This window comes from Dysgonomonas sp. Marseille-P4677 (genome assembly GCF_016652235.1).
In the GTDB taxonomy this organism is placed as follows: domain Bacteria; phylum Bacteroidota; class Bacteroidia; order Bacteroidales; family Dysgonomonadaceae; genus Dysgonomonas.
The window spans coordinates 43,092-63,468 of sequence record NZ_JAEPKU010000009.1; the positions used below are offsets into that span (position 1 = coordinate 43,092).

A 20,377-nucleotide genomic window follows, 5' to 3' on the forward strand; every position below is an offset into this window, starting at 1 on the left:
ATGCTGAATAATATATTAGAACAAGTAGGTATCGACAATTACATCTATCTCTGCGCACTGTTGTTTTGTGTAGGTGTAGTTGGTATGTTGTACCGTCGTAGCACCATTGTGATGCTAATGTCGGTAGAGTTAATGCTTGCAGCGGCAAATATGCTGCTCACCGTCTTCTCTGTGTATCATCAGGATAGCAGCGGACAGGTATTTGTTATCTTCTCGCTGGCAGTAGCTGCTGCCGAGGTTGCCGTCGGACTAGCCATTCTTGTAGCAATTTACAGGAATATTGGCACCATCGATATTGATGAATTAAAAAACTTAAAAGGATAAATCTGGATGGAAACAATATTAGTACTACTACTTCTGCTTAGTCCGTTTATTGGTTTTTTAATCAATTTACTGGTAGGTAAAAGATTTTTGGGAAGAACATTACCCGGTATAATTGCCACTACGGCCGTATTTATCAGTTTTGTTATATCCCTCATATTTTTCATTCGGATACTTTCTACGGGTGAAGCCATCAGGGTAGACCTCTTTCAATGGATATCCCTAAATGAATTTACGACCGATTTGTCATTTACTCTAGACCAACTATCCCTTATATGGTTGTTATTTGTGACCGGTATAGGAGCATTAATACATATCTACTCTACAGGATATATGCACGATGATAGGAATATAGATCGTTATTTTGCATATCTCAATCTTTTCATCTTCTTCATGACTATACTTGTTGCGGGCAGCAACTTGTTGGTAATGTTTATCGGATGGGAAGGTGTAGGTCTATGTTCGTATCTTTTGATAGGATTCTGGTCAAGAAATCATGAAAATAACAATGCTGCGAAGAAGGCGTTTATAATGAACCGTATCGGAGACCTTGGGTTCCTCATCGGTATATTTACATTAGCTTACCTGTTTAAAACTGTAGATTACGACACCCTTAAAACAGCAGTATCGACAACTTCAAATCCAGAAGTTTCAGCATTGCTTGGTGTCGCTACTTTTGCCTTATTTATCGGAGCTACAGGAAAAAGTGCGCAAATACCTTTATATACGTGGCTCCCCGATGCAATGGCAGGTCCTACACCTGTATCAGCGCTGATACATGCCGCAACAATGGTTACAGCAGGTATATTTATGGTGACTCGGTTAAACTTCCTATTTGACCTAACTCCAGATATCCAAACATTAATAGCCATCGTTGGAGCGATAACTGCTTTATTCGCAGCTTCAATAGCTATTGCGCAAACAGATATAAAAAAGGTGTTAGCCTACTCCACTGTTTCACAGCTAGGACTCATGTTTCTTGCATTAGGACTAGGAGCATATCATATTGCTGTATTCCATGTAATAACACATGCTTTTTTCAAAGCTTGTTTATTCCTCGGATCAGGTTCTGTTATACATGCCATGGGAGGTGAACAGGATATGCGTAAAATGGGAGGACTTAAAGGTTCGATGCGAACTACATATCTCACATTCTTAATCTCGACATTATCTATTTCGGGAATACCTATTTTTGCCGGATTCTTCTCGAAAGACGAAATTATGTTGACCGCATTCGAGCACAACAAAATACTTTGGGTAATAGCCGCTCTAGCATCTTTGCTCACAGCATTCTATATGTTCCGTGTACTTTACCTTACATTTTTCAAAGAATTTAGAGGTACTGAGGAACAAAAGAAACATTTGCATGAGTCACCAAAATCAATGACTACGCCATTAACTATATTAGCATTCCTTGCTTTTGCAGGAGGGGCTATCAGTTTACCATTTGGACTTAGCTGGCTAAACGGATATTTAGAGCCTGTTCTACCGGGAATCGCCACTGCAGACCATCCTTCATTGGGTACACAAATCACAACGATGGTTATATCCACCATTATTGCTTTTATTGGTTTAGGATTGGCTTACAACAAATACATAAAAAAATCCGAAACACCCGAAGAAGATAATAAGATTACCGGCTTTGCTAAGGTACTTTACAAGAAGTATTATATAGATGAAATATACAATGCTTTGTTTGTAAAACCTCTTTATTCTTTAGCTGATTTCTTTGATAAATATATTGAGCAAGGCATCAAAGCTATATTCAAAGGAGGAGGTAGCCTGGTAGAATCACTATCACCTTCGGCTAAGAAATTGCAAAACGGAAGTCTCGGGTTTTACTTATTCTTCTTTGTTTTAGGTTTTAGTGCTCTAATAATCTGTTTATTTCTTGTATAAAATTTTAAAGAAACATGAATATCGCTATTATATTAATCATATTATTAGTAGGTGCAATTCTTACTTATTTTTCAGGAAACAGATTTGCTTCTAAGGTAGCCATACTTTTTAGTATTGCAGCAGCGATCTTTTCAGTAGCCCTTTGTCTTAAATTTGGAGCAGCTGAAACAAATTACAGTATACAATGGATTAGCAATCCAAGCATTTCATTTTCATTGAAAGCTGACGGATTAGCAATAGCCATGATATTACTAACAACGATTCTGCTGCCTATAATTATACTAGCAGCTCACAATCGCGAGTTTAAGAATGAGAAGTTGTTATTCAGTCTCATTATGTTTATGGCTTTTGCCATGACAGGAGCTTTTTTGAGCAGCGATGCACTATTGTATTATGTGTTCTGGGAAATGTCACTTATCCCTATATACTTCATTATTATATTGTGGGGAAATGGAGAGATGGCCAAACGTCGTAAGGCAGCCATGACATTCTTCCTTTTTACTTTTGCAGGCTCGTTGTTTATGATGGCCGCAATTATATATATGTACGTAAAAACAGGAAGTTTCCAACTCGAAGCATTCTATAATGCTAATCTAAGTAATACGGAACAGATATGGATATTTCTGGCCTTCTTTCTGGCTTACGCTATTAAGATACCTATTTTCCCGTTCCATACTTGGCAGGCGAATGTATATCAGAAGGCTCCTGCTGTAGGCACAATGCTACTTGCTGGCCTTATGTCCAAAATGGGAGCATACAGTGTTATCCGCTGGCAATTGCCAACAACTCCTTACGCTGCTCAAGAGCTAAGAAATGTAGTTGTCATCCTATGTATAATCGGGGTTATATACGGTGCAATAATGGCTCTTAGACAAAATGACCTTAAGCGATTTATGGCTTATGCTTCGTTATCGCACGTAGGATTTATTGCCGCCGGAGCATATGCTTTGACATACGATGGACTTCAAGGAGCAGTTGTACTTATTTTAGCGCACGGCTTTGGAATTGTCGGATTGTTCTACTCTGTAGATATAATACAAAACAGAACTAATACATTATCAATAAATCAGCTAGGAGGACTATCGTCGCATACGCCTAAATTCACAGTGGCATTCTTCCTTGCAATATTATCTTCGATAGGAGTTCCTTTGACATTTAACTTCATCGGAGAATTTACGATAATGTATGGACTTTACGAAGTAAACCTTTGGTATGCCTTAGCAATTGGAACAGCTCTTTTCCTTGGAGCATTATTTATGCTACGTATGTTCCAAAATGTAATGTTAGGTGAACCATCTAAAACACCTTTCATTGATTTAAGTAAAACTGAAATATTCGTATTTTCCATTATTATAGCAGTATTACTATTGTTCGGTGTATATGTGAAACCGGTTACAGATTTAGTATCTTCTAGCTTAGAGGAAATTGTAATGTATATTAATAGATAAAATTTAGTCAGAAATATAATGAGTACATTGATAGCCATCTCGGGATTAGGAATAATTTGCCTGTTATTAGAGATTTTCAATTTAAGAAAAATCCTTATACCTGTCACTCTACTAGGACTGATAGCAGTATTAGGTATGACTGTTACCGAATTTTATCTGGGTTCACCTTTTATAGACGCAGATGAGTACAACATGGTGATAACGACTGGATTTTCACAAGGATTTTCCATTTTGTTTATCGTCCTTGCCATCCTCATTATTACAATGAGTCCTAAATTTTATCAGGATAAGTTTATAAAAATAGCCGATTATATAGCACTCAAGGTATTTATGCTTGCTGGAGCTATTGCCATGGTTTCTTTCGGAAACTTTGCTATGTTTTTTATAGGATTAGAAGTACTATCTATTGCAGCTTACGTATTGGCTGCTAGTGAACCTAAAAGTTTGAGGAGTAATGAAGCCGGAATGAAATATTTCATCATGGGTGCTTTTGCTTCCAGTTTCATTCTTTTTGGAATCGCATTAGTATATGGAGCAACTGGATCTTTTAATATTGGAGAAGTTCAAATCAGTTCTATGCTCTCTAATACTCCAATCTGGTTCAACATAGGATTTCTAATGATTTCAGTAGGTATGCTGTTTAAGGCCTCTGTCGTACCGTTCCATTTCTGGGCGCCTGACGTATATGAAGGTTCACCAACATTGGTTACAGCGATGATGAGTACCTTGGTTAAGGTTGCTGCAATAGGAGCATTATACAAACTAGTAAGTATCTTATCTGCAGGCATTACACCAGCGTATCAAACAGCTATTATAATATTATCTATACTCACTATGACAGTAGGTAACCTCACCGCTCTAAAACAATCTAGTATTAAGCGCATGATGGCCTATTCGGGTATATCACACGCCGGATTCATGATGATGACCTTACTCGCTGTAGGAAGTTCAGCAAATACAGTACTCTATTATGCTGCGGCATACGGCTTAGCTGGGATAGCTGCTTTTGCTGTCATATTAGGAGTATGCAGAGGTAAAGATAATGAAGACATTTCCAATTTCTATGGCCTGATAAAACGTCAGCCGGTTCTAACAGGAACACTTATATGTGCTTTTCTTTCATTAAGTGGAATTCCTATTTTTGCCGGATTTTTCGCCAAATTCTTTGTATTCAACCAAATGTTAGAAACAGGTCATTTGATACTGGTTATATTTGGTATATTAAACTCTGTGATAGCAGTAACATACTATCTTGGAGTGGCCAATGTAATGATTACTAAAGAGGGTGAAACCACTGAGCGATTAAGAGTTCCTTTCGAATATAAAGCTGTTGGAGTTATTGCAATTGCTCTTAATATATTGCTAGGAGTCTTCCCTGATCTTATTATGGGATTGAGTTTATAACTAACAATCTTCAGAAATATAGGAAGAGCAGGCTAATAAGTCTGCTCTTTTTCATTTATTCAAATTCAAAGATTTCTTCTATCGGAGTTTCTAGAATACGGGAAATATCAATTGCCAACTTAAGCGAGGGGTTGTATTTTCCCGCTTCGAGACGAATAATCGTTTCGCGGCGGACATTCACCTTATCTGCAAGTTCTTCCTGAGTTAATCCTGCTATTAAACGGTATTCTTTGAGATGACTTATAAATTCTGACATTTTTTAAGTATAACGTTCATAATAATAGAAAAAGCTAGCATAAGTAAGCACATAGACAGCGATCCCTATAGCACTGATCCATATGAAGAATTCTCCTGAAACAGAATTAGAAAAAGAAGGAGCTATACCTATTATAAACAAAGCGAGTAAAGGTATTTTATTTGATCTAGAAACAGCCTTATTATGATTTTCTAACATTCTTTCATCATGTTTCTCCTTTGTAATCTTATTTATAAAGTAGTAAGTGAAAAATGCAAAAAATGATAGCATAAATAATTTGCTAGTATCACCCGTTTGAAAATAGCTTAATCCGCCAAATCCCCAGAAACCTAAGATCCACATCCATCTGGCTGGATACCTTACTTGTTTATCTGTATTTTTCATAATAATATTTATTTATTGTTATACCGTGACAAATATATCACTTTTTATAGACGTGACAAATATATCACCTATAAATTTAAGAATATTTGAGCTGATTAATAATTATCAACCTTACTACTCCTTGCGATAAAACGAATAATACAATATAGAATATAAATAAATAGCAAATACATGATAGCTCCGAGATGATGTAAATATATCACAGAGAAAGTTGTAATCAAAACTGCTCCCGTTACAGACACTCCCTGCCACAAACGAGCATATATATCCAGTTTCTCGCCCCATACCTTCGGCCGAAACACCCAGTTTATAGGATGAACAAAAGCATTGAGCAGTAAAATAGAATAAGACATATATTCATATTTAACATCATTGAGTATACAAATAATAGCCACAATACCGATCATAGCCCCATAGTATAATTTTCCATACTTTGTAGATGTGCTCGAAGGCATATCTGTCGCCATAAAGATTGCCCCCAATAACAATCCTCCGAGAGAAAATTGAATTTTATAATCAGTGAAATAAGAAAAAAACAATAACAGAACCGAAAAAGCAATTAATAGGCTTGTTGGTATATGCCAGCTAATTCTCCTGCGAATCAAAAGGAACAGTCCTCCTAATATCAATAACAATACTGAATATTCACCTATCGCACCCGATGCTTTATATATTAACTGATCGAAAAACTTATCTCCAAACAAATTAATTTCACTCACATTAATAGCGGTCTTATCATACCAGATTGTTCTTGAGGTCATTATTGCAGGAAAAAACACAGCCATAAACTCACGACCAACCAAGGCTGGATTGAAAATATTTAATCCCAAGCCTCCCCACAACAATTTACCGAATATAACCGCCATCCCACCTCCAAATGCAACAACATAGAGTGGCGTGAAAGGAGCAATAGTAAAAGACAACAATATTCCTGTTATAATAGCAGAGCCATCTGCAATAGAATCGGTATTTTTGAAGAATATTGTAGAAAAAAAGAATTCGGCGACTACTGCACTGCCTACAGCAACTAAAATAACCATCAAGGGTACAAAACCAAAAGCTAGATACGATATTGCAACACAAGGTAATAATGAAATTATTACATCTGTCATTATCTGACTTGTACTAATACCTTTTCTTACAAAAGGAGCATAAACTATTTTATTGTATTGCATCGGCTAATTGCTTTAGTTTTATTTTTCCCTCTTTTATACTTTCGATCAAAGAGACGTTACTTGGACAAATATATTCACATGCAGCACATTCGATACAATTACTAATGCTGTACTTCTCTAGATTGAAATATTTCTTCTGCCGAAAATTTTCTTCAAACTTCATCGGCATTAAATTCATTGGACAGACATCGACACAGTATCCGCACGAAATACAATTGCTGCGTTTTACTTTCTCCTTCCGAAAAAGCAAAACGCCTGATGAACCTTTAGATATTGGAATGTTCCAATCTGCAATATTGCGCCCCATCATCGGACCGCCAAGTACAACCGTTTTATCTAAGAGAGATATTCCAAGTATATTTACCAAATGGCTTATAGGAGTTCCTATTTTAACGTCATAATTACCGGTATTATCGGCTTGTTCTCCCGAGACTGTTATTATACGACTTATAACCGGGTAACGATTAACGACTGCATTATATACCGCATAAACAGTACCTACATTACTTACAATAACTCCTACATCACGAGGCCGTTGCACACGTGGCATTTCTATACCTGTTACAGATTTTATCAATTGTAACTCCCCTCCTTGCGGATATTCGTTTGGTAGTATAACTACACGAAAGTGCCTATATTCTTCTTTGTGCAAATAAGGTGTAAATACTTTTAGCAGGTCTTTATTCTGCTCTTCAATGGAGATCACAACATCATCTGCACAAAGTATTTTATTTACAATATTGATACCTTTAAATAATTCTTCTGTCCGTTCTGCCATCAGAGCATAGTCGGCGGTCAGATAGGGTTCACATTCCGTTCCATTAATTATAAATGTATGAATTGCCTTTCCCTCAAGCTTATATTTCAATGAAGCCGGATATTGAGCACCACCCTCTCCTACTATTCCTGCATCCTCTATCAGTTGTATCAATTCCCTAACAGAATAGTCTTCTACTGTATCATTGGGGGGTATAATAGACTCTTCTTGATAATCATTACTGATTATAATTGTTAGGGTCAAGAGTCCATCCGATTGTAACATTTCCTTTATATCCATAACTGTACCTGACACTGGCGAATGCACATTAGCAGGGATGAGATTGCTGCTGCGTCCAATCAATTGATACTTTTTTACTCTATCACCCACCTTTATTACAGGCTCCGGCAAACTTCCGTAATATTTCTGTAGAGGAATATAAAAAATGGGAGCATCTTCGACAGATCGAATCTTCATCTTTTTCGTCTTCCTCTTCATCGAAAAAATGTGCATCATAATTTTATATTATGGATTTAGAAAACCTTGTGTATACACTATCTCACTATCTCTATCAATCATAAAGCCTCCGACATGATAATTTGCAGATAAAAGATTCATCTTTTTAATAAAGCCCTCTTTTGTTTCATTAAATAATGCTGTAGACAGAATGTCTCCAATCATACAATCGTCACTTATTATACCTACTTGCTTTACTTCGGAAGGAAATCCTGTTTTAGGATTTAATATATGGCCATATCTATGACCATTTATATCTACAAATGTTTTCACTTGCGATGATGTAGAATAACACTGATTACTAATATCCAGGCTGAATAGGTGTTCATCATCCTCTGAGTTTCTTACTATAACCGACCAAGTCGGATGTAACTCATTAGTAATTGCTCTTATTGTGCTTCCTCCTGCATTAATTATCGCATCAGAAATACCCATTTGTATCATTTTTTCTACTAACCGATCTACAGCGTACGCCTTAATAAATGAAGCGGTTATTATTTCCTGATTTTTAGCAATACGTACTTTATTTTGTTCTATCTCGATATTTTGATAATTGACCAAGGGCTTCACTCGTTCTATTTCGTGACTTGCAGGAATGGTACGCTGAACATCTTTATAAAATCCCCACAACCGAATCAAGGGCATAATGGTGATATCATATCTACCGTCAAAAAAGTTAGACAGTTCGATAACTTTATCTAGTATCCTTATAGTTTCATCATCTACATCTACAAAGATGCCAGAGTGTTTATTTATCAGATCAAAATATGATCCTGCCTGATATGAATTGTATTTTTTATCGATATTCTCCAATACAGCAAACAGTTCGTCAAAGATATCATCACTATAAAAAGCTGATATCTTTATTTTTATATGTGCATGGAATAAAAATCGTGTTTGAGCCTTGTATAACAAATCCATTCCCTCTTATTCAGTTCCGGAAGATTCCTCTGGTGTAGCAGTCTCTATCACTATCGGTGGAGTCTCTTCAACCTTTTTCGGCTCTTCAGTTTTTGGTTCAGCAGTCTTCTTCTGTGAAGGTTTAACAGAAACAGGTTGAGATGTTTGCAGCGGAGTAGTTTGCTTTGTTTCCTCCACTACTTTTTTCTCTAATTGTTCTGGCTCTGATTCTGTTTTTATATTTATCTCTTCTTCTATTGGAACAAGAGGAACAATTTCAGTTTCCTGAGACGTATTTTCTTTCTCATCTTCAATCTTTGCCTCATTATTTGTGGCATTAGCTTTATAGCCCCAAATGATAAGAATGACTCCGAATAGGAAAAGTATAATTTTTTTTATATTTTGTATAAAATCAGTCATATTTCAACCATATTATTAAGTAGTTACGATTCCCTTTTTTTATTCGCCACAAATTTAAAATATTAGTTTGAAGAAAAGAAATCAGTTAACTTATTATATTTCGGCCATTCCTTTTTTAACTAAAAAATGACAAACTTGTACTCTTTTTAATCTATTATTGAAATGTCTCATAAAATATATCCGACCTTATCATCCATATATAGATAAACTTGACTATAAAACTTCCTTAAACATCCTTTTAAATTTACGTCTCTCATTGCTTAAACTAAAAAGTTTTATATTTTTGCATCCAAACTAGCCTATATTAAATATGATTAAAATTAAAATCCTCTTTATTTTCATAATATTTAGCACATTACAAGTGTTTGCTAATCCTCCTAAAACAAAAATAGAAGATAAGAATGTAACTCTTACTTATATTGAAATCAAAGATGAAGCTGTCAAATTTGTAGCCTTCGATATACACAATATGATATTGCGTAAAAACAAGGGTTTCTTGTGGCCGGCAACTAAAATAGCCTTTTTTAAGAAAGGAGGCCAACTGTATTTCGATGTTACTGCTATAGATAATTCATGGAGTAATATGTTTTGTGCCGGAGAAAAGCCATATGGCTATTTTGTAGTAGACGGTCGAATGTTTATTGCAACCAGTAAAGATGATTCTGATATAGATCTTGGAGATTATTTCTCATGTGACAACGAAATAGAGAGAACATTCTATAAGCCTGATCCTTCGGTAAAACCCGTAGCAAAAAACCCTGTATGGTACTATTTGCATAAAGGAACGATGGCTACTGTTCTCGATTCTGTAAATATGATAAGCCTTGGGCGATAGAATAAAGAAAATAATAAAAAAGGACTGAGTAAATCAGTCCTTTTTTTTATTCCTAATAAGAATTATTTCAATTATCAAAGTTTATTAGCCAGACTTTTTGGCAAATAGAATGTATCATTCTTATCGATATATACGACTACAGAAGACAATGCAATTGGTTGATTGTTGAGATAAACCACCGATTTAAATGCCGGAATAGTTAATGTGGTATTTCCTTTCTTCACTTTCAAAACAGGAAAATCAGTTGATTTATCTATTGTATACTCCATTCCTTTAAAAACATCTGTATGTTTCGCAAAGATTTCACTTGTCATTTCCTCGAGCGATGTAGATAAACCTAAAGCCGCACGCAGATAATGATTGATTTCCACATTTGTATTCATACCAACCGGAATATCTCCATTGGGATGATAAGCAGCCAAAAATACTTCTTCACCGGTATGACCGCCTGTAGTAAAGCCAAAATATGTATGAGAATCCATAATATTTATAATACTAGATCCCATATTTACACTATTGCTCACTTTCATATAATCGGCCTCTTTATAGTTTTTCGAGCTTAATAGCAAATTTAATTCTTCTTCATTCAGGTCTATATCTGTATATTTTTTAAAGATAGCCTTAAAATCTTCCGGTTTAGATTTTAATAATATACGCTCCAAACCTTCTCCTGTTTTCTTAAATTTAGATACATTCTTAAACAGGTCAGATAAAGAAGCTTTATCATAACCTTTAAGATCGCGACGTCCGATGGTAAATCCACTATTACCATGATCGGGCATAATAACAACAGTTGTTTCTCCATTTTTTTTGGCAAACTCCATTACAGAAGCTACCGCTTTATCGAATGCTAAGTATTCGGTAATACAACCAACGGCATCATTACCATGTGCCGACCAATCGATTTTGCTGCCTTCAACCATTAGAAAAAAGCCGTTTTCATTTTGAGACAATCGGTCTAATGCCTTCTCTGTCATTTCCTGCAAAGAGGGAACTATATTGGGGTCTCTATCTAAATCATAAGGTAGCTCTCTTTCACCAAACAGTGCCCAAACTTTCTCTTTTCCGTTAAATTCTTTAAAAGCCTTTATATCATTTTGAAAAAGCTTAGTACCTGTATTCTTGAAATGTTCTTTTATATCGTCTGTCAAAATTGAATTTCCGCCACCAAACATTACATCCAGATTTTGATATGCCATTTGAGAACCAATATAATCATATCGTCCTCTAGCATAATGATGCGCAGAGCAATCGGCAGGTGTTGCATGAGGAAACTCAACTGTGACAACTAAACCTGTTGCTTTATTTTGCTGGTATTTAGCAGCTTCCAAGATTGTAGATAAGGGCTGATATGCCATTTCCGGATCAACAGGAACTAAATCCTTTTCAGGATCAGCTTCCGGATAAATAGATACATTTCCCGAACGTTGAGGCATCCCAGTCATATAACAAGATGTTGTAGGGGCCGAATCTCCAATAGGGGCATTTGATGAGAAAGTCTTTACTGTTCCACAGAGATAAGGATCAATTGCCAGATTATCCCCTCCTAATTTATTATAAATCTGATACCAACGTGCAGCTGAAACTACACCTATAGATGTTCCATCGGGAATCATCACTATCAAATTCTTGGTCGGCTTTACCGGCCTGCGATATTGCTGCGCAAACATGGCTGCCGAAAATACAAAGAAGAGCAACAAGCTCAAATATATTCTTCTCATCGTTTTTAGATTTTGTTAATTTAGGAACTCAAAGTTACAAATTATTAAGTTGACAACACAAAAGTACAGCAAGAGAATTAAAATTATTCATGTATCTTTGCTTCTTAACAAAAAAGTTACAAGAGCAAGCTATTGAGGCTATTTAATTATACTTCCAAAGCGGCAAAATACAATAGCTTTTTTATATTTACTTGAATAATTAATAAAATAGGTTCAGACCTTTAAACGAAAATAATGGAGAATCAAAAGCCTTTGATACTGATAACAAACGACGACGGGTATCTGGCTAAAGGAATTAAAGCACTCATAGAAAGTGTAAGAGGATTAGGAGAAGTAATAGTTGTAGCACCTGACGGCCCACGATCGGGTATGTCGAGTGCCATAACATCTTTACAACCACTGCGCGTACATTTGATCGAAGAAGAACCCGATCTGAAGATATACACCTGTACCGGCACTCCGGTCGATTGTATAAAACTTGGAATAAATGAACTTTGCAAACGAAAGCCGGATATAGTTCTTTCGGGTATCAATCATGGCTCGAATGCAGCTGTATCTGTTCTATATTCGGGAACAATCGGAGCTGCAATAGAAGGTGCAGTATTTAAGATTCCTTCTATCGGCTTCTCTCTTTTAGACCATAGTCACAATGCGGATTTCACGGAGACTCATAAATACATAAGATTACTTACAGAACAAGTACTGAAAGAAGGTTTGCCTGCTGGAACTTGTCTCAACGTAAATATACCAAAAGGAAACGATATAAAAGGTCTTCGGATCTGTCGTCAAACTTTAGGGCAATGGGTTGCTGAGTTTGTGCAATCGAAAGATGGTGCAAACAAGCAAATATACTGGCTTACAGGTGAGTTTTCGAACGATGAGCCTCATGATGAAAATACAGACGAGTGGGCTTTGGCTCATGGTTATGTCTCGGTAGTTCCGGTAAAAGTTGATATGACCAATCATGACCTTATAGAGCCTATAAAAAGATGGGAAAATTTAGTTTAGTATAAATATGAAATATTTTCTAGTTGCAGGAGAAGCCTCAGGCGACCTACATGGGTCTAACCTGATGGCAGCATTAAAGGAACAAGATCCTGACGCTGGGTTTTGTTTTTTTGGAGGAGACCTCATGGCGGCTCAAGGCGGCAAACTGATAAAACACTATCGGGAAATGGCATTCATGGGCTTTATACCAGTATTGCTTAATCTTAGGACTATTCTTCGCAATATGAAAATGTGTAATGAAGAAATCATTAAATTTCAGCCTGATGTTCTTATTCTGATCGACTATCCCGGTTTTAATCTGAAAGTCGCTAAATATATAAAAACTCATACACAGATACCCGTATATTATTATATATCTCCAAAGGTATGGGCTTGGAAAGAGTATCGGGTTAAATCATTTAAGAAGTATGTAGATAAGATGCTTTCAATACTGCCTTTCGAGGTTGAATTCTATAAAAGGCACAATTATCAAATCGACTATGTAGGTAACCCGGTGGTAGATGCTGTCGCAAATTTCAGAGAAAAAAACAAAGAAGATTCGCGGGAGAAATTTATAACAGAAAATATGCTGGATGATAAACCAATCATAGCCTTATTGGCAGGTAGCCGTCAGCAAGAGATAAAAGATAATCTCCCTGCCATGCTAAAAGCGATAGAACAATTCACTGATTATCAACCGATAATTGCAGGTGCTCCGGCTATAGAAGCGGACTATTATAAGAAATACATGGGTACAAATCCCTGTAAAATAGTCTTTGACCAAACGTATCGTGTTCTCCAATATGCAGAAGCAGCTTTAGTAACATCGGGCACGGCAACTCTTGAAACAGCCTTATTCAGAGTTCCACAAGTAGTATGCTACAAAACCCCTATTCCCCATGTAGTTTATTGGGTATTTAAGAATCTATTACATACCAAATATATATCGCTAGTAAATTTAATTGCTGATAAAGTTGTAGTACAGGAACTTTTCGCTAAATTTTTCTCTATAGAAGCAATCCGTAACGAAACGGATAAATTGTTAAATAACGCAGCATACCGGAATAATATGTTATCCAATTATGATTGTATAATTAACACATTAGGGGAACCCGGCGCATCCGAACATGCAGCAAGTATTATTACAGACAGTCTAAAACAAAAAGAGTTGTAATCCATAATTACAACTCTTTTTCTATTTTATCTGTGATTCTGATTAATACTCACGTCTTCTGAATCCACCGCCGTTTCCACCACGATTGTTATCGAAGTTTCTACGAGGACGATCACCTTCTGTACGAGGACGAGCTTCAGATACGGAAATAGTTCTTCCGTCGTATTCAGCACCATTTAGTTCTTCAATAGCTTTTTGGCCAGCTGCATCATCAGCCAATTCAACAAAGCCATAGCCTTTTGAACGGCCTGTAGCCTTATCCATAATAACTTTTGCTGAAGAGATTTCTCCATATTCTGTGAATAGATCTCTCAAATCATTGTCGTTGATGCTGTAGCTCAACCCTGCAATAAAAATGTTCATTGTAAAAAAATAATAATTAAAAAAATAAATACTTTATGCAGAAGATGTAAATAAAAGGGCTAAAAAAAACTAAACAAGAAAGGTTACCAACGAAGGGAAATGACTTGAGAAGAAAAATTTAAACTACACTTAAGAACTCTTATGCAATAGCAAATGTAGAAATAAAATTCAGTTATTTAATATTTTAAGTAACATTTTTTCATTTAGTTTAGTATTTTGTCGTTTTATTACAGAATATACACACTAAATCTTCAAGATTTCAACCTTTTATAATTTTCTATAACACTTATTACAGTATCCTTGTCTCTCCTTATTTGCTCTTTTAACGTATCGATGTCTATAAATTTCTCATCAGGACGTACAAATTCCAAAAATTCTGTAGTGAGTGACTTATTATACAGATCACCGTCAAACCCAAACAAATTGACCTCGATACTTATATTATCGCCATTATGCAACGTAGGTCTTTTTCCAATATATAACATGCCGTCATATCGTAGCCCATCCACATGTACATATACAGCATACACGCCAAATGCAGGTATTACCTTATATGTTTCCCATACCTGAATATTAGCTGTAGGAAATCCGATTGTACGCCCAACCTTGAAGCCTTCCACAATCTTCCCCGATATTGCATAATTATATGATAAAAGTTTTGCTGCCTTTTCAACGTCTCCTTCTCCTAATAGAGTACGTATTCGAGAAGAACTGACATGCTCGTTCCCCGGCAATTCTTTAGCCTCGAGAACAGCCATCCCCATTTCATCTCCATATCGTTTATAATCGGTAAAACCATCCTGCCTATTATGTCCAAAACGGTGATCATAACCAATAATAAGAATGTCTACCATATAGGTCTTTTTCAGAATATCCTGCATAAAGTTATGGGCTGACAACTCTGATATCTCGATTGAAAAATCAAGACATATACAATAGTCTATACCAGTAGATGACAATCGTTCTATTTTCTCGTCAAACCCACAGAGTAAGGCTGGTTGATAATCTGCATGTAATACTTTTCGAGGATGTATGGGGAAGGTGATAACAGCCGAAGGCAATCCTCTTTTAGCTGCTTCCTGTTTCACCTGCTCTATAAGGAATCGGTGACCTGTATGTACTCCGTCAAAAAAGCCAATAGTAGCCACCAATGGTGTATGTTCCAATTTATGTTCTTTATCGATAAGCAACATATACTTCTATCCTTATTATTTATAAAAGACCTCTGTCTGTGAATACTTTTCGCAAATCTTCATCCTGATTTGCCAAATAAGTCTGGAAACCCATTTTTTGTCCTATTTCAATATTCGCTTTTCCGTCATCGAGAAATAGTGTTTCGGAAGGATCCATCTTTCCATCCGCTAATATAGAATCGAAAATTTCACGATCCGGTTTTGCGTAGCCTATTTCATAAGATAAGTAGCATTTATCAAAAAAGTCACCTATATTCAAGCCCTCAGGAGAAAAGTCTTTGGAGAATGCCCATTTCATAACAGAGGGATTCGTATTGCTTAACAAATAAACATTATATTTCTTACGGAGGTCCTTCAGCAGTTGAAATTTATATTCGGGTATACCGGCAAGAAAGCCTAACCATCCAGAATCTATTTCGGCATCGGTAGCATTACTACCTGATAATCTTCTAAACTCTTTATAAAAATTTTCAGGTGATATTTTACCTTCTTCGTATTCTAAGAATATCCCCTTTTGCCGAAATTCTCCCAAATATTCTTCTATGTTGGGAAAGCCAATCTGGGTAAAACGATCCAAAGCTTGCTGTTTGTTAAGGCTTACAATTACACCACCGAAGTCGAACAGTATGTTTTTTATAATTTTGCTCATAATACAATATCAATTATCTGTAATTTTTTCAGTTTTTCGTAAAAGAACAATCGTTATAGATATATAATGGCACGAAGTTAGTTATTTATTCATTAAGAGTCGCCGTTTTCAAATTTGTATTTGTATTTTTGTTAACATTAAATTTGATTCAAGGTGCTCTATAAAACAAGAGGTTTAGTCTTAAATACAATCAACTATAGCGATAAGTATGTGCTTGTCCAGATATTTACAGAATCATTCGGACGGATCACCTATATGGTATCAAAATCGAAAGGAAAAAATACCAAAACACCAAAATCGTTATTCTCTCCCCTAGCTATACTTGACCTTGAAGTCGAACATCAGGCATCACGCGATATTCAACGTGTACGTGAGGCTCGTTCCGATCTTTTCCTATACGATATATCCGGAAATTTGAGCAAAACATCAATGGCTTTCTTCTTATCTGAGTTTCTATCCAAGGTATTAAGAGACACGAATGACAGCCAATTGCTATTCAGCTTTTTGGATCAATCTGTTCAAATATTAGAAATGACCGACAAAAGCATAGCAAATTTCCATCTAGTATTTATGCTCAAACTCAGCCATTTTCTAGGCTTCTACCCAAATCTTGAAGAATATAAGGAGAATAACCTATTCGACATGATAAATGGCGAATTTGTAGCATACCAGCCTTTACATAAACACTTTTTGAATAGAAATGATAGTAAGTCTCTATCTCTTTTGGCACGTATATCGTATGAAAATATGCATCACTTTGTTTTTGCAAGGCAAGACAGAATTAATATAATAAACCGTATACTTGAGTACTACCGTCTGCATCTTTACGATTTTCCAGCACTAAAATCACTTGATGTATTACATGAATTATTTTGAAATCATGACTATAGAAAAAATAAAAGATTCGTATAAAAGCCTTATTAACACTGAAAAGATTACATTATCGAAATTAAAGAATGAGATATTTCAGGTGGGTACAATCCGATTGATAATTGTATTGGTTTGTATTGCTCTTTGCTATATCATGTGGAGTAATACGTCTATAGTTCTAACTTGTATTGGTGTTTCCATCGTTATTTACTTATTCTTCATGAAATATCACAATAAGTTATTTCTAAAAAAGCGATACTGTGAACTACTCATATCAAATGCCGAAAACGAACTGAAAGGCATCGAGTATGATTTTTCAGCATTTGACGGAGCTGCAGAGAAAGCCGATCCAAGCCATAGCTACAGTGTGGATCTTGATATGTTTGGAAACCACTCTATCTTTCAATCAATAAACCGTACCGTTACCTTATTTGGCAAAGACCGATTGGCAGATAGTTTACTCTACCCCTTCGAAAAGAAAGAAGATATTATAGCTCAACAAGAAGCCATTAAAGAACTAAGCCAAAGGCCAGAGCTATTGAATCACTTCAGGGCAATAGGACAAATGGTAGAAACGGAAGGTTTGAATATACATTATTTCTCACAACAATTCATGCAAACTAAATTATTGACAAAAAGCTCATGGAGATATCTTATCTATATCACTCCCTCCGCATCAATTATTGTTGTAATATTAGCGACTTTAGGCTTAATTCCTTTTGCTGTACTCGGACTGCTATGGACTCTATTTTTCGCACTGAGCCTGATAGTACTAAAAGACATAAAACAAAAATCAGATTTATTTGAAAAAAGGATAGAAACCCTGGAAACATATTCTAACCTATTCAAGATAATAGAAACAGAGAAGTTCGACTCAGCGCTACTTAATAAGTTGCAAAATAAGATTAACGAAGGGCAATCAGCATCAAAGGCAATACATCAATTAAAATCGCTGAGTAATAATCTTGATCAATCATTCAATATATTGGGGCTACTCATATTAAATCCTTTCTTTTTCTGGAATATCATCTACTCCATAAAAATAGAAAAATGGATTCTGTTTCATAAAGACAATATTGCTAACTGGTTTAAAGTATTGGCTAGAGTCGACAGCCTCGTTTCACTTGGTATCTTTGCCTATAATAACCCTGATTATATCTATCCCGAAGTATCAGATACCTTTATATTTGAAGGTAAAGCAATCGGGCACCCTATGTTAAACAGACATGTCTGTGTTCGCAACGATGTCACAATAACTAAACAGCCTTTTTTCCTTGTAGTTACAGGTGCTAATATGGCAGGAAAAAGTACATACCTGAGAACTATCGGTATTAATCTGACTCTTGCGTGTGCGGGAGCACCGGTATGTGCATCATCGCTAAAATTCTATCCATATAAACTGGTAACTAATTTGCGCACCTCAGACTCTCTTACCGATAATGAATCATATTTCTTTGCCGAACTGAAACGATTAAAAATGATTATCGACCGTCTACAATCAGGAGAGCAATTATTCATTATCCTCGACGAAATACTAAAAGGAACTAATTCCGAAGATAAACAAAAAGGTTCCATAGCTCTGATGAGGCAATTAGTCTCGCTCAATGGTAACGGCATTATTGCCACACACGACCTTCTGCTGGGGAGTCTGGAACAAGAATTTCCTAATGCAATAAAGAATTATCGTTTCGAAGCTGATATAAAAGACGAACAACTATCATTCACATATAAGATAAGAGAAGGTATAGCCCAAAATATGAATGCTAGTTTCCTGATGAGGAAGATGGGTATAACCGGACTTTAAGAACCTCATCATCTATGTTCTAAAAAACAACACCCTTAACCAATTTGTTTATGGAAGATATTCTACATTATGTATGGAAATTCAGGCTCTTTCAGAAAGGCCTTACAACAAATTCAGGACAACCAATTGAAGTAATTGATGTAGGATTACCTAATACGGATGAAGGCCCTGATTTTTTCAACGCAAAGGTCAAAATAGGAGATAAAATGTGGGCCGGAAATATCGAGATACATAGGACATCAGACGAATGGGTGAAACATAAACATCATACCAGTAAAAATTACAATTCTGTTATTCTTCATGTGGTAGAAAAAGCCAATTGCGAAGTCTTCAACGAACTGGGACAGCCTATTATACAATGCGAGATTACTTATCCCGAACAGATAAAAGAAAATTACGAATTTCTGATCCACTCCAATACCGACATTCCTTGTTGTAACCATATCCCTTCGATAAACTCATTCCACCTTAATTCGTGGATGAATGCTCTGCTAATTGAACGACTCGAAAGAAAAGCGAATCATATACAAGAACTCCTCGAAAGATACAACAATTCGTGGGAAGATGTTTTTTATGTTATCCTCTCGCGAAATTTCGGATTTGGATTGAATTCCGATTCATTCGAACGATTGGCTTTAAGCCTTCCTTTGAAGTATATACAAAAACAAGGAGATAATCTTATTCAGATAGAAGCTCTTCTATTCGGTCAAACAGGTATATTGGATAATTTGAAGGTTAAAGATGATTATTTCTTACTTTTAAAGAAAGAATATGAGTTTTTGAAAAATAAATATGATTTGAAACCGTTAGAATCTTATATTTTCAAAAGTTTAAGAATGCGGCCTACAGCTTTCCCTCAAATAAGGATCGCGCAATTGGCGGCACTATTGCATAGTTCTCATGGTTTATTCTCTAAGATCACTGCATCAGAAGATGTGGAACGAATCAGGCTAATATTTCATGTAAATGCCTCGGAATACTGGCAGACACATTTTGCTTTTGATGCCACGTCTGAACGAAAATCGAAATATATAGGCGACTCATCACTTGATATTATAATTATAAATACAGTCGCCCCTATTCTTTTCTTATATGGAAAAAGTATCGACAGCGAAGTCCACTGTGAACGAGCATTGCGTTTTTTAGAATTGTTGAAGCCCGAGAAAAACTCAATCACTAAGCGATTTGAGAAACTAAAAATGCCTTTAAGAAATGCCGCCGATTCACAAGCAATTATCCAGTTGAAGCGGGAATATTGTGAACCTCGAAAATGTTTGTTCTGTAGAATAGGACATCAATTA

20 protein-coding genes are annotated in these 20,377 nt (G+C 35.9%); 10 read left to right on the plus strand and 10 right to left on the minus strand.

Features of this window, described 5'->3' with window-relative positions; all coding sequences use genetic code 11:
- Genes nuoK through JGH11_RS03745 form a run of 4 tightly spaced genes read left to right on the plus strand, consistent with a single transcriptional unit; the run spans position 1 to position 5,072 of the window.
- Positions 1 to 324 carry an NADH-quinone oxidoreductase subunit NuoK gene (gene nuoK / locus JGH11_RS03730; protein ID WP_201110226.1) on the plus strand — a complete coding sequence of 108 codons (324 nt, stop codon included), beginning with the start codon at positions 1 to 3 and terminating at the stop codon, positions 322 to 324.
- A 6-nt stretch (positions 325 to 330) separates the two neighbouring features.
- Positions 331 to 2,220, plus strand: coding sequence for an NADH-quinone oxidoreductase subunit L (nuoL, locus tag JGH11_RS03735; RefSeq protein ID WP_201110227.1), 1,890 nt, complete (start codon positions 331 to 333; stop codon positions 2,218 to 2,220).
- 14 nt (positions 2,221 to 2,234) lie between these two features.
- On the plus strand, positions 2,235 to 3,668 hold the full coding sequence (locus tag JGH11_RS03740; RefSeq protein ID WP_201110228.1) for a NuoM family protein: 1,434 nt from the start codon (positions 2,235 to 2,237) through the stop codon (positions 3,666 to 3,668).
- 18 nt (positions 3,669 to 3,686) lie between these two features.
- Complete coding sequence (locus JGH11_RS03745) at positions 3,687 to 5,072, plus strand: NADH-quinone oxidoreductase subunit N (RefSeq protein ID WP_201110229.1); 1,386 nt, start codon at positions 3,687 to 3,689, stop codon at positions 5,070 to 5,072.
- 55 nt (positions 5,073 to 5,127) lie between these two features.
- On the opposite strand, the gene JGH11_RS03750 is transcribed toward JGH11_RS03745, so the two are convergent.
- The 6 genes from JGH11_RS03750 to JGH11_RS03775 form a co-directional block, all read right to left on the minus strand.
- A complete protein-coding gene (locus JGH11_RS03750) occupies positions 5,128 to 5,328 on the minus strand; it encodes a helix-turn-helix transcriptional regulator (protein WP_201110230.1) in 201 nt (66 codons plus the stop codon).
- A 3-nt stretch (positions 5,329 to 5,331) separates the two neighbouring features.
- Positions 5,332 to 5,712: a DUF3796 domain-containing protein gene (locus JGH11_RS03755; protein ID WP_201110231.1), complete on the minus strand. Its 381-nt coding sequence runs from the start codon at positions 5,710 to 5,712 to the stop codon at positions 5,332 to 5,334.
- 95 nt (positions 5,713 to 5,807) lie between these two features.
- Positions 5,808 to 6,887, minus strand: coding sequence for an RnfABCDGE type electron transport complex subunit D (locus tag JGH11_RS03760; RefSeq protein WP_201110232.1), 1,080 nt, complete (start codon positions 6,885 to 6,887; stop codon positions 5,808 to 5,810).
- Entirely contained in the window at positions 6,874 to 8,160 is a 1,287-nt protein-coding gene (gene rsxC, locus JGH11_RS03765) for an electron transport complex subunit RsxC (RefSeq protein WP_201110233.1), read from the minus strand. The genes JGH11_RS03760 and rsxC overlap by 14 nt, the downstream gene beginning before the upstream one ends.
- A gap of 9 nt (positions 8,161 to 8,169) precedes the next feature.
- Positions 8,170 to 9,081: an FAD:protein FMN transferase gene (locus JGH11_RS03770; RefSeq protein WP_201110234.1), complete on the minus strand. Its 912-nt coding sequence runs from the start codon at positions 9,079 to 9,081 to the stop codon at positions 8,170 to 8,172.
- A gap of 6 nt (positions 9,082 to 9,087) precedes the next feature.
- Positions 9,088 to 9,480: a hypothetical protein gene (locus JGH11_RS03775; protein ID WP_201110235.1), complete on the minus strand. Its 393-nt coding sequence runs from the start codon at positions 9,478 to 9,480 to the stop codon at positions 9,088 to 9,090.
- Between the two features lie 310 nt (positions 9,481 to 9,790).
- Between JGH11_RS03775 and JGH11_RS03780 the strand changes: the two genes are divergently transcribed.
- Entirely contained in the window at positions 9,791 to 10,315 is a 525-nt protein-coding gene (locus JGH11_RS03780) for a hypothetical protein (protein WP_201110236.1), read from the plus strand.
- Positions 10,316 to 10,389: 74 nt separating this feature from the next.
- Here JGH11_RS03780 and JGH11_RS03785 read toward each other — a convergent pair whose 3' ends face one another.
- The gene (locus JGH11_RS03785) at positions 10,390 to 12,036 is read right to left on the minus strand and encodes an alkaline phosphatase (RefSeq protein WP_201110237.1); all 1,647 of its coding nucleotides are present in this window, start codon (positions 12,034 to 12,036) and stop codon (positions 10,390 to 10,392) included.
- A 234-nt stretch (positions 12,037 to 12,270) separates the two neighbouring features.
- On the opposite strand from JGH11_RS03785, the gene surE reads away from it, so the two are divergent.
- Entirely contained in the window at positions 12,271 to 13,044 is a 774-nt protein-coding gene (surE, locus tag JGH11_RS03790; protein ID WP_201110238.1) for a 5'/3'-nucleotidase SurE, read from the plus strand.
- 7 nt (positions 13,045 to 13,051) lie between these two features.
- The gene (gene lpxB / locus JGH11_RS03795; RefSeq protein ID WP_201110239.1) at positions 13,052 to 14,197 is read left to right on the plus strand and encodes a lipid-A-disaccharide synthase; all 1,146 of its coding nucleotides are present in this window, start codon (positions 13,052 to 13,054) and stop codon (positions 14,195 to 14,197) included.
- 42 nt (positions 14,198 to 14,239) lie between these two features.
- Here the strand turns inward: lpxB and JGH11_RS03800 are convergent, their stop codons facing one another.
- The 3 genes from JGH11_RS03800 to JGH11_RS03810 all read right to left on the minus strand — a co-directional run bounded on the left by JGH11_RS03800 (position 14,240) and on the right by JGH11_RS03810 (position 16,402).
- Positions 14,240 to 14,560 (minus strand): RNA-binding protein, encoded by a 321-nt coding sequence (locus JGH11_RS03800; protein ID WP_201110240.1) that lies wholly within the window; start codon positions 14,558 to 14,560, stop codon positions 14,240 to 14,242.
- A gap of 251 nt (positions 14,561 to 14,811) precedes the next feature.
- Positions 14,812 to 15,753: a riboflavin biosynthesis protein RibF gene (ribF, locus tag JGH11_RS03805; RefSeq protein WP_201110241.1), complete on the minus strand. Its 942-nt coding sequence runs from the start codon at positions 15,751 to 15,753 to the stop codon at positions 14,812 to 14,814.
- Between the two features lie 19 nt (positions 15,754 to 15,772).
- Positions 15,773 to 16,402 carry an HAD family phosphatase gene (locus JGH11_RS03810; protein ID WP_201110242.1) on the minus strand — a complete coding sequence of 210 codons (630 nt, stop codon included), beginning with the start codon at positions 16,400 to 16,402 and terminating at the stop codon, positions 15,773 to 15,775.
- A gap of 153 nt (positions 16,403 to 16,555) precedes the next feature.
- Here JGH11_RS03810 and recO point away from each other — a divergent pair, with 153 nt between their 5' ends.
- The 3 genes from recO to JGH11_RS03825 form a co-directional block, all read left to right on the plus strand.
- On the plus strand, positions 16,556 to 17,278 hold the full coding sequence (recO, locus tag JGH11_RS03815) for a DNA repair protein RecO (RefSeq protein ID WP_201110243.1): 723 nt from the start codon (positions 16,556 to 16,558) through the stop codon (positions 17,276 to 17,278).
- A 4-nt stretch (positions 17,279 to 17,282) separates the two neighbouring features.
- The gene (locus JGH11_RS03820) at positions 17,283 to 19,076 is read left to right on the plus strand and encodes a hypothetical protein (RefSeq protein WP_201110244.1); all 1,794 of its coding nucleotides are present in this window, start codon (positions 17,283 to 17,285) and stop codon (positions 19,074 to 19,076) included.
- 50 nt (positions 19,077 to 19,126) lie between these two features.
- Positions 19,127 to 20,377 (plus strand): DUF2851 family protein (locus JGH11_RS03825; RefSeq protein WP_201110245.1); only part of this gene is annotated, 1,251 nt, incomplete at its 3' end.

Bases quoted from the DNA above. Each gene is read 5' to 3' on its own strand.
- nuoK (WP_201110226.1), top strand. From the start codon at position 1: ATGCTGAATAATATATTAGAACAAGTAGGTATCGACAATTACATCTAT.
- nuoL (WP_201110227.1), top strand. From the start codon at position 331: ATGGAAACAATATTAGTACTACTACTTCTGCTTAGTCCGTTTATTGGT.
- JGH11_RS03740 (WP_201110228.1), top strand. From the start codon at position 2,235: ATGAATATCGCTATTATATTAATCATATTATTAGTAGGTGCAATTCTT.
- JGH11_RS03745 (WP_201110229.1), top strand. From the start codon at position 3,687: ATGAGTACATTGATAGCCATCTCGGGATTAGGAATAATTTGCCTGTTA.
- JGH11_RS03750 (WP_201110230.1), bottom strand. From the start codon at position 5,328: ATGTCAGAATTTATAAGTCATCTCAAAGAATACCGTTTAATAGCAGGA.
- JGH11_RS03755 (WP_201110231.1), bottom strand. From the start codon at position 5,712: ATGAAAAATACAGATAAACAAGTAAGGTATCCAGCCAGATGGATGTGG.
- JGH11_RS03760 (WP_201110232.1), bottom strand. From the start codon at position 6,887: ATGCAATACAATAAAATAGTTTATGCTCCTTTTGTAAGAAAAGGTATT.
- rsxC (WP_201110233.1), bottom strand. From the start codon at position 8,160: ATGATGCACATTTTTTCGATGAAGAGGAAGACGAAAAAGATGAAGATT.
- JGH11_RS03770 (WP_201110234.1), bottom strand. From the start codon at position 9,081: ATGGATTTGTTATACAAGGCTCAAACACGATTTTTATTCCATGCACAT.
- JGH11_RS03775 (WP_201110235.1), bottom strand. From the start codon at position 9,480: ATGACTGATTTTATACAAAATATAAAAAAAATTATACTTTTCCTATTC.
- JGH11_RS03780 (WP_201110236.1), top strand. From the start codon at position 9,791: ATGATTAAAATTAAAATCCTCTTTATTTTCATAATATTTAGCACATTA.
- JGH11_RS03785 (WP_201110237.1), bottom strand. From the start codon at position 12,036: ATGAGAAGAATATATTTGAGCTTGTTGCTCTTCTTTGTATTTTCGGCA.
- surE (WP_201110238.1), top strand. From the start codon at position 12,271: ATGGAGAATCAAAAGCCTTTGATACTGATAACAAACGACGACGGGTAT.
- lpxB (WP_201110239.1), top strand. From the start codon at position 13,052: ATGAAATATTTTCTAGTTGCAGGAGAAGCCTCAGGCGACCTACATGGG.
- JGH11_RS03800 (WP_201110240.1), bottom strand. From the start codon at position 14,560: ATGAACATTTTTATTGCAGGGTTGAGCTACAGCATCAACGACAATGAT.
- ribF (WP_201110241.1), bottom strand. From the start codon at position 15,753: ATGTTGCTTATCGATAAAGAACATAAATTGGAACATACACCATTGGTG.
- JGH11_RS03810 (WP_201110242.1), bottom strand. From the start codon at position 16,402: ATGAGCAAAATTATAAAAAACATACTGTTCGACTTCGGTGGTGTAATT.
- JGH11_RS03820 (WP_201110244.1), top strand. From the start codon at position 17,283: ATGACTATAGAAAAAATAAAAGATTCGTATAAAAGCCTTATTAACACT.